The 13,401-nt window shown below is 60.3% G+C and carries 10 protein-coding genes; 4 read left to right on the top strand and 6 right to left on the bottom strand.

Annotation, left to right across the window (positions count from 1 at the left end; genetic code table 11):
• Window positions 1-111: 111 nt before the first annotated feature.
• The 4 genes from Q5H33_RS04810 to Q5H33_RS04795 all read left to right on the top strand — a co-directional run bounded on the left by Q5H33_RS04810 (window position 112) and on the right by Q5H33_RS04795 (window position 5,636).
• Entirely contained in the window at window positions 112-1,668 is a 1,557-nt protein-coding gene (locus Q5H33_RS04810; protein WP_302423314.1) for a glycoside hydrolase family 32 protein, read from the top strand.
• Window positions 1,669-1,994: 326 nt separating this feature from the next.
• Window positions 1,995-2,798 (top strand): ABC transporter permease, encoded by an 804-nt coding sequence (locus tag Q5H33_RS04805; protein WP_021913263.1) that lies wholly within the window; start codon window positions 1,995-1,997, stop codon window positions 2,796-2,798.
• Window positions 2,799-3,068: 270 nt separating this feature from the next.
• Window positions 3,069-4,136 (top strand): ABC transporter substrate-binding protein, encoded by a 1,068-nt coding sequence (locus Q5H33_RS04800; RefSeq protein ID WP_021913262.1) that lies wholly within the window; start codon window positions 3,069-3,071, stop codon window positions 4,134-4,136.
• Between the two features lie 171 nt (window positions 4,137-4,307).
• Window positions 4,308-5,636: a nucleoside hydrolase gene (locus tag Q5H33_RS04795; RefSeq protein ID WP_302423311.1), complete on the top strand. Its 1,329-nt coding sequence runs from the start codon at window positions 4,308-4,310 to the stop codon at window positions 5,634-5,636.
• A gap of 157 nt (window positions 5,637-5,793) precedes the next feature.
• On the opposite strand, the gene Q5H33_RS04790 is transcribed toward Q5H33_RS04795, so the two are convergent.
• The 6 genes from Q5H33_RS04790 to Q5H33_RS04765 form a co-directional block, all read right to left on the bottom strand.
• Complete coding sequence (locus Q5H33_RS04790) at window positions 5,794-6,585, bottom strand: isoprenyl transferase (protein ID WP_021913260.1); 792 nt, start codon at window positions 6,583-6,585, stop codon at window positions 5,794-5,796.
• Between the two features lie 5 nt (window positions 6,586-6,590).
• The gene (gene recO, locus Q5H33_RS04785; RefSeq protein ID WP_080863114.1) at window positions 6,591-7,331 is read right to left on the bottom strand and encodes a DNA repair protein RecO; all 741 of its coding nucleotides are present in this window, start codon (window positions 7,329-7,331) and stop codon (window positions 6,591-6,593) included.
• 83 nt (window positions 7,332-7,414) lie between these two features.
• Window positions 7,415-9,040 (bottom strand): S9 family peptidase, encoded by a 1,626-nt coding sequence (locus Q5H33_RS04780; RefSeq protein WP_003810918.1) that lies wholly within the window; start codon window positions 9,038-9,040, stop codon window positions 7,415-7,417.
• A gap of 190 nt (window positions 9,041-9,230) precedes the next feature.
• The gene (ispG, locus tag Q5H33_RS04775; protein ID WP_003810920.1) at window positions 9,231-10,430 is read right to left on the bottom strand and encodes a flavodoxin-dependent (E)-4-hydroxy-3-methylbut-2-enyl-diphosphate synthase; all 1,200 of its coding nucleotides are present in this window, start codon (window positions 10,428-10,430) and stop codon (window positions 9,231-9,233) included.
• A 64-nt stretch (window positions 10,431-10,494) separates the two neighbouring features.
• Entirely contained in the window at window positions 10,495-11,673 is a 1,179-nt protein-coding gene (dxr, locus tag Q5H33_RS04770) for a 1-deoxy-D-xylulose-5-phosphate reductoisomerase (protein ID WP_003810922.1), read from the bottom strand.
• A 167-nt stretch (window positions 11,674-11,840) separates the two neighbouring features.
• Window positions 11,841-13,394: a DivIVA domain-containing protein gene (locus Q5H33_RS04765; RefSeq protein ID WP_021913258.1), complete on the bottom strand. Its 1,554-nt coding sequence runs from the start codon at window positions 13,392-13,394 to the stop codon at window positions 11,841-11,843.
• Window positions 13,395-13,401 lie beyond the last annotated feature (7 nt).

Below are 13,401 nucleotides of genomic sequence, written 5' to 3'. Positions count from 1 at the left end.
ATAACAACAATCGTGGTGTCCGAAGCGTTTCCCTTTTTCCGCTTTGGGCACCATCTTCAAAAAGCTTTTTACCCAACAATTCATAACCCAGATTCAGAAAGGCATTCAACGATGACTGGCTTTACTCCGGACGCACCTGTCCTTCACGAAATCAAGAACCACGGCGAGGAACTCACCAAGGCAGAGGCCGGTGTCGCGGCCTTCGCAGCCAAGCGTAACAACCGCTGGTATCCGAAGTTCCACATCGCATCCAATGGCGGTTGGATCAACGATCCGAACGGCCTGTGCTTCTACAAGGGCCGTTGGCACGTCTTCTACCAGCTGCACCCGTATGGCACCCAGTGGGGTCCGATGCATTGGGGTCACGTCTCCTCCACCGACATGGTCAATTGGAAGCGTGAGCCGATTATGTTCGCCCCGTCTCTGGAAGAAGAAAAGGACGGCGTCTTCTCTGGCTCCGCAGTGATCGGCGACGATGGCAAGCTCAAGTTCTACTACACCGGCCACCGTTGGGCCAACGGCAAGGACAACACCGGCGGCGACTGGCAGGTACAGATGCTCGCCGAACCAGACAACGATGAGCTGACCAGCGCCACTAAGCGCGGTATGGTCATTGATTGCCCGACCGACAAGGTGAACCACCACTACCGCGACCCGAAGGTCTGGAAGACCGGCGACAAGTGGTACATGACCTTCGGTGTCTCCTCTGCCGAGAAGCGCGGCCAGATGTGGCTGTTCTCCTCCGATGACATGGTCAAGTGGACCTATGAGCAGGTGCTGTTCGAGCATCCGGATCCGGACGTGTTTATGCTTGAGTGCCCGGACTTCTTCCCGATCAAGGACGTCGAAGGCAACGAGAAGTGGGTTATCGGCTTCTCCGCCATGGGCGCTCAGCCGTCCGGCTTCATGAACCGCAACGTCAACAACGCCGGCTACATGATCGGCACTTGGACTCCGGGTGAGCAGTTCAAGCCGGAAACCGAGTTCCGTCTGTGGGATTGCGGCCACAATTACTACGCGCCGCAGTCGTTCAACGACGGCAAGCGTCAGATCGTCTACGGTTGGATGAGCCCGTTCGTCGAGCCGATTCCGATGCAGGACGACGGCTGGTGCGGCAACCTCACCCTGCCGCGTGAGATCACGCTGGGCGCCGACGGCGACCTGCACACCGCGCCGGTGGCCGAAATGGAAGGCCTGCGCGAGGATACCGTCGATTTCGGTGCGATCGATCTGGACGTCAGCGGCGAGAAGACCATTGTGGACGATGCCGAAGCCGTGGAAATCGAAATGACCATCGACCTGGCCAACTCCACCGCCGAGCGTGCCGGCCTGCGTGTCCACGCCACCGAGGATGGCGCCTACACGTCCGTTGCGTATGACGATCAGATCGGCCGCGTGGTGGTCGACCGGCAGGCCAACGCTCAGGGCGATCGCGGCTACCGTACGGCACCGCTGTCCGAAGCCGAACTTGCCGCCGGCGAACTCAAGCTGCGCGTGTACGTGGACCGTGGCTGCGTGGAGGTGTACGTCAACGACGGCCGTCAGGTGCTCAGCTCGTACAGCTACGCGTCCGAAGGTCCGCGCGCCATCAAGCTCGTGGCCGAATCCGGCACGCTCAAGGTCAAGTCCCTGGTGCTTCACCACATGAAGTCCATCGGACTGGAATGATAGACGTCTGTCATGGTTGACAGGCAAACAACCATAAGACAGTAGCAAGGGGTATATGGGAAGGCCTCCGCATCGGAAGGGTGCGGAGGCCTTTCTATATCTGTCTCTCTATATCTAAAGTGATATCTGGAATGGTATCCAACGCACGTTATCTCTCGTTACTGCCGTACTTGCTGTGCGGGTTTGCCTACGTTCCGCCCCACCGTCTATACTGGCGAGCCGGTAACAATCTTTTCTGGCCGATTGGCGGGCAGGCTCCTCACCTTACTGATTTCCCGCAGTCGGTCACGTGCGCGTCCACTTTGACGCAGAAAGCAAGGTGAACGATGGCGGAAGCGCACGTTCAACACAAACTACTCGGTATGGCGAAGCGTCGTATTCCAACGCTGATCGCCGTCATCACACTGCTTGTCGTATGGGAGGCATGGGTGCGATTGGGGCACGTGCCATCCACGATGATCGCCGCCCCCAGCGAAATCGCGCAGGCGACCGTCGAAACATGGCCGACCCTGTGGCCCGCGACCGAAGTCACGCTGTTGGAAGGCACCGTCGGCTTCCTGTTCGCCGTGACATGCGGCATTCTGATCGGCATTCTGCTGTACTGCTCCCGTATTGCCGATGCCGCGTTGTTCCCGCTGCTGTCGGCCGCGCAGACGATGCCGTTGATTTCAATCGCGCCACTGTTTCTGATCTGGTTCGGTTTCGAGATTTCCGGCAAAATCGTGATCGTGGCCGTGTTCGGCTTGTTTCCGATCGCCGTGCAGACGGTTCGCGGGCTTGAGGCGGTGCCGCAGTTCTATTCCGATGTGGCGTTGACATGCGGCGCGACCCGCGCATGGACGCTGTGGCATGTGAAGCTTCGCGTCGCCGCACGGCAGATTTACGGCGGCATCCGCGTATCCGCCGCATACATCTTCGCCACCGCCACCACTGCCGAGTATCTGGGTGCGCGCAAGGGTCTCGGCATCTGGCTGCAGGCAGCCTACAATTCGTTCCGCACGCCGCTGATCTTCTCGGCCACGCTGGTCATCATCGTCATCACCGGCATACTCATGTGCCTCGTGAATCTCAGCGAACGCCTGCTGCTCGGCCCAGCCGACGCGGACGCCGATCCGGACGCGGACCAGTGAAAACGCAACAATCACCATTGCGGCCCTCATCATCGTCATGCACACCCGTATAATGGGACTCGCTGTTTAGCCAATGTGTGGCAAACCGGCAATGTTCCACAGCTTCGGCGTCAAACGGTCAACCGTGTGGCGGCAGGCACCATAAGGAACGTCGGGGGCATTGGACGAGCGGGGGCCTTAGCCCTTCGTATCGTTTTCTGCCCGAACCCCGCCCGCAGCGTCATCCCTAGAAAACGGTAGAGAAGCAAGATTCAAGGGAAATCGCAAGGTATGAAGAAGACCATCTTCAGCAAAGCAATCGCAATCCTCGGCTCGATCGCCATGCTCGTCGGCGTGGCCGCATGCGGGCAAAGCAACGACTCCACGAAAACCGCGACGGACGGCAACGACCTCACCAAGGTGACGTTCATGCTTTCGTGGGCGCCCGACACCAACCATATCGGCGTGTATGTGGCGAAGAACAAAGGCTATTTCAAGCAGGCCGGTCTTGACGTGGACATCGTGGCGGTGGCGCAGGCCGGCGCGGAGCAGGCCGTGAACAACGGCATGGCGGATTTCGCGCTGTCCAACCTCACCAACGTGGGCATTTACACGCTTAAGGGCGCGAAAATCAAACAGGTCATGCAGGTGCAGCAGAAGCCGAGCGCCATCTGGTGTTCGCTCGCGTCGAACAAGGACATCAAGTCCCCGAAGGATTTCGACGGCAAGACCTTCGCCACGTTCGGCTCCAACGAATCCGACGCAGTGATCCGCCGCATGATCCAGACCGACGGCGGCAAGGGCACGTTCGACAAGGTGACCGTCGGCACGTCCACGTTCCAGACGCTGTCCAGCAAGAAGGCCGATTTCGGCGGATTTTACGCCACATGGGAAGGCGTACAGGCCGACATGTACGGTCCAAAGCTCAACTGCTTCACCGAGCCGGATTACGGCGTGCCTGGCAATGCGGACACCATCGGCGTGATCACCAGCGACAAGACCATCTCCTCCAACCCAGGACTTGTGAAGAAGTTCGTACAGGCCACCAAGAAGGGCTACGAATACGCCTACTCGCACCCTGATGACGCCGCTGCGATTCTCGTCAAGGAGGCTCCGGACGCGAATCTGAAGCTCGACTTCGTCAAGAAGAGTATGAAGACTATCGTGGACGACCAGTATTGGGGCGATCCGGCCAAGATCAAGGACGGCTCGTTCACGTTCGGCACCAACGACACAGCCGGCGCGCAGAAGTACTTTGACTTCCTCGCCGAAGAGAACGCCTACACCGACTCGCACGATAAGGTGATTCACACCGCGCCTGTGGCCAAGGACATCTCGACCGACGAGTTCTTGAAGTAAGCAGTCGCCTGCTCCATCTTCAGCTTTCATAGTGCCAAACATGTGAAACGCGCCCGAAATCACGGGTCGAAGCGCATGTTTGGCACTATTGGTTATTGAGGTGCTGACGCTGTTGGCACATATGGTACCGTACATTTTTGTGCTGGAAAATCGCAGTTGGAGGTTGTGACTATGGCTGTGCCTATGAAAACCACGAACGGCAATCGCAAGCTAATTCTCGATGTCGATACCGGCATTGACGACGCGCTTGCACTGGCATATCTCGCCTCGTTCAACAACATCGAGATACTGGGCGTCATCGGCACCTACGGCAACGTTGCAGCCGACACTGCCGTATACAACACGGCTTACGTACTGGAACGGTTGGGGTTCCGGAACGTTCCGGTATTACGTGGTTCGACACGTCCCTCCTGGGCGGCCTCGTTCATTCCCGACGCAGGTTGCGCGCAGTTCCATGGTACGGATGGGCTGGGCGGATTCGGTCCGGCTGTTGGCTCTCCTGCCGTTGCTTGCGTGTCCGATTCTGGTGAAACGGACATCTGGAAGTCCGATTCGGCACCCTATGTGTCCGATTCTGCAGAATCGGACATTCAGAGCACCACGAACACCGTCTATGCGTCCGATTCGGGTGAATCGGACATTCCCGGTACCCTCAGCACTACTTATGTGTCCGATTCAGGAGAATCGGACACTCGAGTGAGGCACGGGCTGATTTCCGTCGGCGGATACGACGTACACGACCCGCACGCGAATCCTGCCGCCGATTCGTTCTCACTTTCGTTCACGACCTGCGATGGCGCTGCCCACTCCCCTGCGTTACCGGAAGGTGTGCGATTCATCGTCGATATGGTCCGTAAATACGGCAGCGACGTCACGGTAGTGGCGACCGGCCCACTGACTGACGTCGATGCGGCACTTACTGCGGCGCCGGAAATCGCAAGCAAACTGCGATTGGTGATGATGGGCGGAACGCTCACGCAGGAAGGCAATTGCTGGGACACGACCGCCGAAACGAATATCATCCAGGATCCGGAGGCTGCCGACCGTGTATTCCATTCCGGCGCGGACGTGACCATGGTCGGCTTGGACGTGACGCACCAGTGCCTGCTGGGTTCCGACGCGACTATGCGGTGGCGCCAGGCAGCATCGCAATCGCATGATCCGCGTACCGATGCGCGGACGTTTCTTGCCGATATCGTCGACTTTTCGATTGCCGCAAATATTCAGGCGGACGCACGCCTTTTCTCAACGGGCATGCCATTGCACGATCCGCTCGCCGCAGCCGTAGCGGCGGATCCGAGTTTGGTGGAATGTTTCGATCTGCCGATGAAGGTCGAAACGGAGACAGGCGATTTTCATGGCACGCGCGGCCGCACCATCGGCGATCCGGCCGGACTGATTGACCCGTCGGCGCCACGCGTGCACGTGGCGCTCACCGTGGATCATGATCGTTTCATAACTGATTTCACGTGGCGAATCGCGCAACTGGCAGGCGATTAAAAGCCGTTTTAGGAGCAGAATAGAAAAAGACCCCCGCGGGGGTCTTTTTCTTATTTCTTCACGTCCTGCAATTATTGACGGCCTACGGCCGGCTCAACATTACCCTCGCGGCATAGCCGCTCGGGCGTGAAGCTGGAACAGCCCACCGGGCTGTTCCTTATCGCTTCACGCCACCGAAACGACGATCGCGGTGGATGTAGTGGTCGATAGAACGCCACAGCACCTCACGGCCGCAATCCGGGAACAGTTCCGGCACGAAATCAAGTTCCGCGTAGGCGGCTTCCCACGGCAGGAAGTTGGAGGTACGCTGCTCGCCGGACGTGCGGATCACCAGATCGCAGTCGGGAATATCCGGGTTGTACAGGTGCTCAGCAATCATCTTCTCCGTCACGCGATCGCCAGAGATCTTGCCGTCACGAACCTCGCGTGCAATCGCTGCGCACGCGTCCGCGATTTCGGCGCGACCACCATAGTTCAGGCAGAACACCACATCGATGGTCTTGTTGTTCTTCGTCTTCTCCTGTGCCACTTCCAGCTCGTCGATCACGGACTTCCACAGCTTCGGCCGGCGGCCCGACCAGCGCACGCGCACGCCCCACTCGTTCATCTGATCGACGCGACGGTGGATGATGTCACGCGAGAAGCCCATAAGGAAACGCACCTCCTGCGGTGAACGCTTCCAATTCTCCGTAGAGAACGTGTATAGGGACAGGTACCGTACGCCCGCTTCGATGGCACCTGCGATGGTATCGAACACCACCGGTTCGGCCGCCTGATGGCCGTCGGTGCGGATGAGTCCGCGCTGCTGTGCCCAACGGCCGTTGCCGTCCATGATCACGCCCACATGTCGCGGAACCTTGTTCTTGGGAAAATCGGGAATGATCGACGGATCGGAAAATGGTGCCGCCGGAATGTCAAGGGATTTGTAATCCACGTTCTCAAAAGCCATACCCGCTAATCTAGCAAGCGCATGGAACGAATCGGCCGCTCCAGATAGTATTCGCCCCATTCTTCCACTATTTGGTGGGTTTCCCGTTGAATCGACGCGGCCGCCGGAACACCGTCCAGCTCCCCCCAATCGCCATCGACAAGCGCCGAAAGCCGGCAAATCGCATCCCACGACACCGCTTCCGATTCGGGGGTATGGTCGGCGGCGCACATCAGGCCGCCGGCGGGAATCGAAAAATACCAGGACAACGTGGACGAAATCGGCTCGCCGCACACCACGCAGACGCGCAGACGGGGTGTCCAACCAGCGATCGCCAGTGCGCGCAGCACGTACGAATCGCCAATCGTGGATGGCTCGTGCGCATGTTTGGCAAGCGCGTTCAACGCGCCCAATACAAGCCGGTATTGTGCGACCGCAGGCTCCTTTTCCGTGGCGACCAGATTGTCGGCGGTTTCGCAGATCACGTTCGCCGCCGTATACGCTTGAAAATCGGCGCAAATCGGCCCTGCATACGCGGCGATCGATTCGGCTTGGGACACGACGTCGAGTGAACGACCTTCCGCAATGAGCAGCGCCACGCGCATGAACGGTTCGAGTCGGCCTCCGAAACGCGATTTGGTACGGCGCACGCCTTTCGCGACGGCGCGTACTTTGCCATGGTCACGTGTGAGCAAGGTGAGTATGCGGTCGGCTTCGCCGAGTTTGGCGGTGCGCAGCACCACGCCTTCGTCTTGATACAGCGGCATCGCACCTCCTTTTCTTGCCGTTCATCGCATCCTGTTATGCATACGCTCGCCGCACGTGCGCGTTCCGAGATACATTCGCCCCGTCAGTAGATGAACAGCCCCCAGAACGCGAACACCAGCAATACGCAGAACATGGCGGCCACGGTCAGCCAGAACATCACGCGTCCGAACCGCGTGGAAGCCAGCACCGGCTGCCGTCCGCTGACGATTTCGCCGATAGCACCCTTACGTGGCGGCCACTGCGCGATGCCTCGATGGGTTGCCTCTTCGATCAGCCGCATAAACACGCGGGACCATGCCCACACCACGGCGACGCACACGATCTGGATCACCGGCCAGCTCCAATACATCACGCCCGGATTCTCCACTGGGGCACTGCCCCATGCCAGTTTGACCACACCCATGATCACATCGCCAAGGCCGGCGCAGAACAGCACGAACGTGGCCATAGTGGCGATAGTCAACGTGACCAGCGAGTTTTTGAACCCTTGCGCAAGCCCCAGCCGATACCGTCGTCCGTGGGCACGCGCCCAGATCTTACGCATCAGCACGGCGAGCCACAGCACGCCTGCGGCAAGCAGCAGCACCAGCATGCTGGCATGCAACGCGACCAGGTAGATGGTCAGGCCGCGATTGGCTTTGAGGTCCAATGGCACTGCGATTGACTGGTACATTCTGGTGCCGGCCACGCGTTCGCTGGTCTGTTTGAGTCCGTGCGTGGTGCCGACGGCCCAGTCGACCACATCGTCCACGTACGCGTCGGCGAACGGGGTTCCGGAATTGGCTTCGTCGCCGAGCCTCAGCACATGGTTGGCGATAGGGTACGTGCGTATGGTGACGTCCCAGTTGCCGGCCTGGTGAGCCAGATCGACGATTTTCTCCGTGCCTTCCACCTGCGCGGTCATGACGTCTTTCGTGCCATATGCCACCAATGTCGGAATGGCATACGCTTTCGGCGTCAACGTGTCGATGTCGAGGTTGGTGAGTCCGAACAGGGACGCGTCGATATTGAATACGCGGCGGACGATCGACTGGTAGCCGTCATGCGCGCCGACGAGCGCGAAGTCCTGTGCGGCGAGGAAGCCCAGCGAATACCGCGGCTCGTAGACCATCGGACTGAGCAGCACCTGAAAAGCGACGTCCGGATCGCGCTGCAGCAGATACGATGAGATCCATGTGCTTTCGGAAGTGGCGTAGATGCCCACTTTGGAGGCGTCCACCGTATCCATTTTCCGCAGGAGGTTGATGACCTGGTCGTAGATGGCGGCGGAACCCGGGTAGTCGCGATTGGCGTCGTTGGTGGACCAGACCGGCTTGTCAAGCACCGCCGTCACGAATCCCGCCGAAGACAGGTCGGAGGCCATGTCGCCGAAGGAATTGTCGCAGGTGCCATAGCCGGCGCCGTGCATGAAAACCACACCGGGACGTCCGTTCCCAGCCCCTTTCGGTTTGCGGATCAGCACTTTGATGTTCTGTATCTCACCGGTGGAAGGCCGTTTCGCTTTGATGGTGACGTACCGTTTCGCCACCTCGTAATCGCCTTTTTTCGCCAGTTTTTCGCCGGATGGATTGGCGAAGGTCACGGCGGTGTTGGCGTCAAGCGTTTCGATGGTCTGCTCGGTCGGCTCGTAGTTCCATGTGGATGCCGTCAAATTGGCCACGGACACCAGAATGCCCAGCAGCATGATGAAAATAGGCAGGTTGACCATGAGTCGCCGCCCGCGCGTCCACGGTTGATGTTGCGGTTGCGGACGCGCGGGCGATGAAGCCGATTCTTGCCGTAATGACTGGCTGGCGGCTGATGATTGACGTTCCTGCTCTGACACGCCGCTCATTCTACCGGCCTTTGCTGAGAAGCCTGCGATTGCATGCTACCGACGGCACGCTGGAACATGGCTTTCAGCAGTTGCCGTTTTGCGTCACCGGCACGACCACCGGACCGGTGGCGGTGGCAGGCAACTGGCCGTCGGCCTCCATCTGCGCGGCGATCTCCTGCGCCTTGGCGAGCAGGGTTTCCACGATCTGGTCTTCCGGCACGGTCTGGATGACCTTGCCCTTGATGAAAATCTGCCCCTTGCCGTTGCCGGAGGCCACGCCCAAATCGGCTTCGCGAGCCTCGCCCGGACCGTTGACGATGCAGCCCATGACGGCCACGCGAATCGGCGCGGTCACGTCCTTCAACCCTTCGGTCACCGCGTTGGCCAGCTGAATCACGTCCACCTGGGAACGGCCGCAGGACGGGCAGGAGATGATGTCGAACTTACGCGGGCGCAATCCCATGTATTCCAGCAGCTTGCAGCCCACCTTCACTTCCTCCACGGGAGGCGCGGACAGTGAAACGCGGATCGTATCGCCGATGCCTTCGGCCAGCAGCGCGCCGAATGCCAGGCAGCTTTTGATTGTGCCCTGCCAGGTCGGGCCGGCTTCGGTGACGCCCAAATGCAGCGGCCAATCGCCCTTGGAAGCCAACAGACGGTACGTCTGCACCATGGTGACCACATCATGGTGCTTGACGGAAATCTTGAAATCGTGGAAGCCGACGTCTTCGAACATGCGCGCTTCCTTCATCGCGGACGCCACCAGCGCCTCCGGTGTCGGGCCGCCGTATTTGGCGTACAGCTCCTTATCGAGCGAACCGGCGTTCACGCCGATGCGCAGGGAAATGCCCGCATCCGTGGCGGCCTTGCAGATCGAAGGGCCGACCTCGTCGAATTTGCGAATGTTGCCGGGGTTCACGCGCACGGCCGCGCAGCCGGCGTCGATGGCCTGGAACACGTACTTGCTTTGGAAGTGGATGTCCGCAATCACCGGAATCGGCGATTTTTTGACGATTTCCGGCAATGCGTCGGCATCATCCTGGCTTGGCACGGCCACACGCACGATATCGCAGCCGGCCGCGGTCAGTTCCGCGATCTGCTGCAGGGTGGCCGGCACGTCAGCCGTCAGCGTATTGGTCATGGATTGCACTGAAATCGGCGCTCCCCCGCCGACCGGCACCGGGCCGACCATGATGCGGCGGGACTTGCGGCGCGGATGCAGCGGGCTTTCGCTGATGGCCGCGTCACCGGTTTTGCGGAACGGTTTTTCGATTTCTGGCATACGTGATCCTTGCATGTGCGAGGCGCGTTATGCGCCCCGCGATGGTTCTTACGGCTTGTGCTCTTTACTTGTTTATCAGCTTGTCGGCGCGGGCGCGAGCCTCCTGCTCGAGTCGGCTCATTTCCTCCACGGAAGCGAACAGCGGGTTGCCGCGCAGTTCGGCGTCCATCTCGTCAAGCACTTCGCGCACGGTGTCGACGATGCCGAGGTATGGCAGACGGTGTTCGAGGAACGCGTGGACGGCCTGCTCGTTGGCCGCGTTGAGCACGGCCGTATGCTTTTCGGACGATTCGAGGCAGTGCCGGGCCAGGTTCACCGCGGGGAACGCCTCGTTGTCGAGCGGCTCGAACGTCCACGTGGCCGCCTTCGTCCAATCGCATGCGGCGGCGACGTTTCCGAGACGTTCCGGCGCGGACAGGCCGAGGGCGATCGGCAGGCGCATGTCCGGCGGCGAAGCCTGCGCGATGGTGGCGCCGTCGCGGAATTCCACCATGGAATGCACGATGGATTGCGGATGCACGGTCACGTCGATGCGGCTCGGTGGCACATCGAACAGTCGGCTTGCTTCGATGACTTCAAGACCTTTGTTCATCAGCGTGGACGAGTTGATGGTCACGACCGGCCCCATGTTCCATGTGGGGTGGTTCAAGGCCTGTTCCGGCGTGATGTCGGTCATTTGGTCGCGCTTCCAGCCGCGGAACGGACCGCCGGACGCGGTGACGACGAGCTTGGACACTTCGCCGTGCGTGCCGGAACGCAACGACTGCCAGATGGCGGAATGTTCGGAATCGACCGGATTGATCTGCTTGTCGCGTACCTGCGCGCTAAACAGCAGGTGTCCGCCGGCCACCACGGATTCCTTGTTGGCCAATGCCAGCTGGGAGCCTGCCTGCAGTGCCGCGATGGACGGTTCGAGGCCGATGGAGCCGGTGATGCCGTTAAGCACCACGTCGGCGCCGGAGCCTGCCATGGCGATCACCGCGTCAGGGCCGGCTGTGATGTTGACGTTGCCTGCGCCGACCTGTTCCAACGCCTCACGTAGCGCGGGGACGGCTTCCTTGTAGAAGATCGCGACGGTTGGCACATGGAATTTCGCCGCCTGCTGCGCAAGCAGTTCGACATGTGCTCCGCCCGCGGCGAGACCCGTCACGGTGAAGCGGTCGAGATGACGTGAGATGACGTCAAGGCCTTGGGTGCCGATGGATCCGGTGGAGCCCAGAATTACTACGGTTGATGGTTGCATGGGTTATGCGCTGCTCTCCGTATGATATGCCGATGTTCCGGCATTGGTTTGGACTATGTAAGTTTGGACTATGTAAGTTGGGACTGTGTAGTCGAGGCTGTGTAGTTGGGATTGTGTAAACGCGAGAACAGGCTGACGATTCCGCCAGCCTGTTTATTACCGTTGGTTCACTCGAAGGACGGGAACGACAGATCCGGAATATCGAGATTGTCGTCGTTGCCCGACGCCGGGAAAATCGACCTGAAAGCCGGGCTTGGTTCCGGCTTTTTGTCCTCCTGCTGCTTGTCCGCGTCGGGTTCGGCGGACGGTTCAGTTGCCGGGACAACTGCCGGTTCTACGGCAGGTTCAGCCGGAGCGGCCGGCTCGGCCGGAGCCTGTTCAACAACCGGAACCGGAGTGGCCGGAGCGGCCGGTTCAGGCGTGAAGGATGGCGGCACCGAGGCTGCGAGGGAGCTCAGGCTCGTCGAACCGGTGGTGACCTGAGGCAAGTCGGACGCGGACAGGCTCGGAACCTGCGGCGTGAACGTGTTTTCCGTCTGGTTCGTCTCATTGATGGTGTGGGCCAGATGCGCCAACGCGGCCAAAGACGGATCCTGCTGCGGCTCGGGTTCAACCGGAGCCGGCGAGAATGCCGGAGCGGCTGGAGCCTGCGAATCGGTCGCGGTCGGAGCCGGAGCCTTTGGCGCGGCATCTTCCATCGCATCATCGGCAAGCGGATCGAACGCCTGGGTCTCTTCAACGGCGCTCGGCGCGGAAGAAGCGGAATCGGTCTGCGGCTGGAACACCGGCGGAACCACCGGAACCGCAGGCGGAGTGTTCATCGGCGTGGCAGGCACGCTCACCGGGGAGGTGACCGCGGACGTGAAGATCTCATGCTCGGCCTTGTTCAGCGCGTCGAAGGAATCCTCTTCGCTCGGCGTGACGGTTGGCACAGTAGGAAGAACCGGAGCAGCCGGAACCGTGGCGGAAGGAGCTGCGAACAGCGGTGCGATCATCTGGGTTTCGCCAGCTGCGGAATCGCCGGAAGCCGGGGCAACGGACGGTGCGGCCGCGGCCATCGCCTCTTCGGAGGGTTCACCGACGAAATCCGCGACGCGCGCATACGATTCGAGTCGGGTCAGCAACTGCGCGCAGGCGGCCAGATAGTAATCCACCTGACGTTCGTCGTATCCCCTCTTGCCTTTGCGCTGAGTGAAGATCACGTTGCTCAAGGTCTGGGAATTCGTGTCGGCGATCGCCTTGGCGTCCGCTTCACTGACTTCCTCAACACCCAGCTCGCCGGCGGCTTTCGTCAGGCACTTGTCGATCACGCTGTCGACCTGCTTGCGGTCGTAGCTCGGATTCTTGCCCTCGCCCGGCTTGAACCGTTGGCCGTGCTCGCGTTCGGCATGCGCGTCGAGCTTCTTGAACAGGTCCTCGGTCTGCGCCTTCCATGCCACACGGCCATGCTGGGAGATTTCCCACGTGGTCTGCTTGTCGACCACGGCACGTTCCAGACGGGCAAGCGCGGCATCCACTTGGGCGATCACATAGCCGCCCTTGACCAGTTCGAAGGAGACGTTCTGAATATCATGCTGGGTGAGTTGCGCGCCCTCACCTTCATACAGCATGTGCGCACGTTCAAGGAAAGCATCCACCTGTTCCGCATCGTAGCCCCACTTTCGCTTCGCGGCATGAGCGATTCCCGATGCGTTCTTCTCGGTTTCAGGTTCCTGTGCCATTGGCGTT

Source organism: uncultured Bifidobacterium sp. (assembly GCF_959020145.1).
Lineage (GTDB): Bacteria > Actinomycetota > Actinomycetes > Actinomycetales > Bifidobacteriaceae > Bifidobacterium.
The sequence above is the reverse complement of the archived record's forward strand: the minus strand, read 5'-3'. Positions and strand labels throughout refer to the sequence as shown.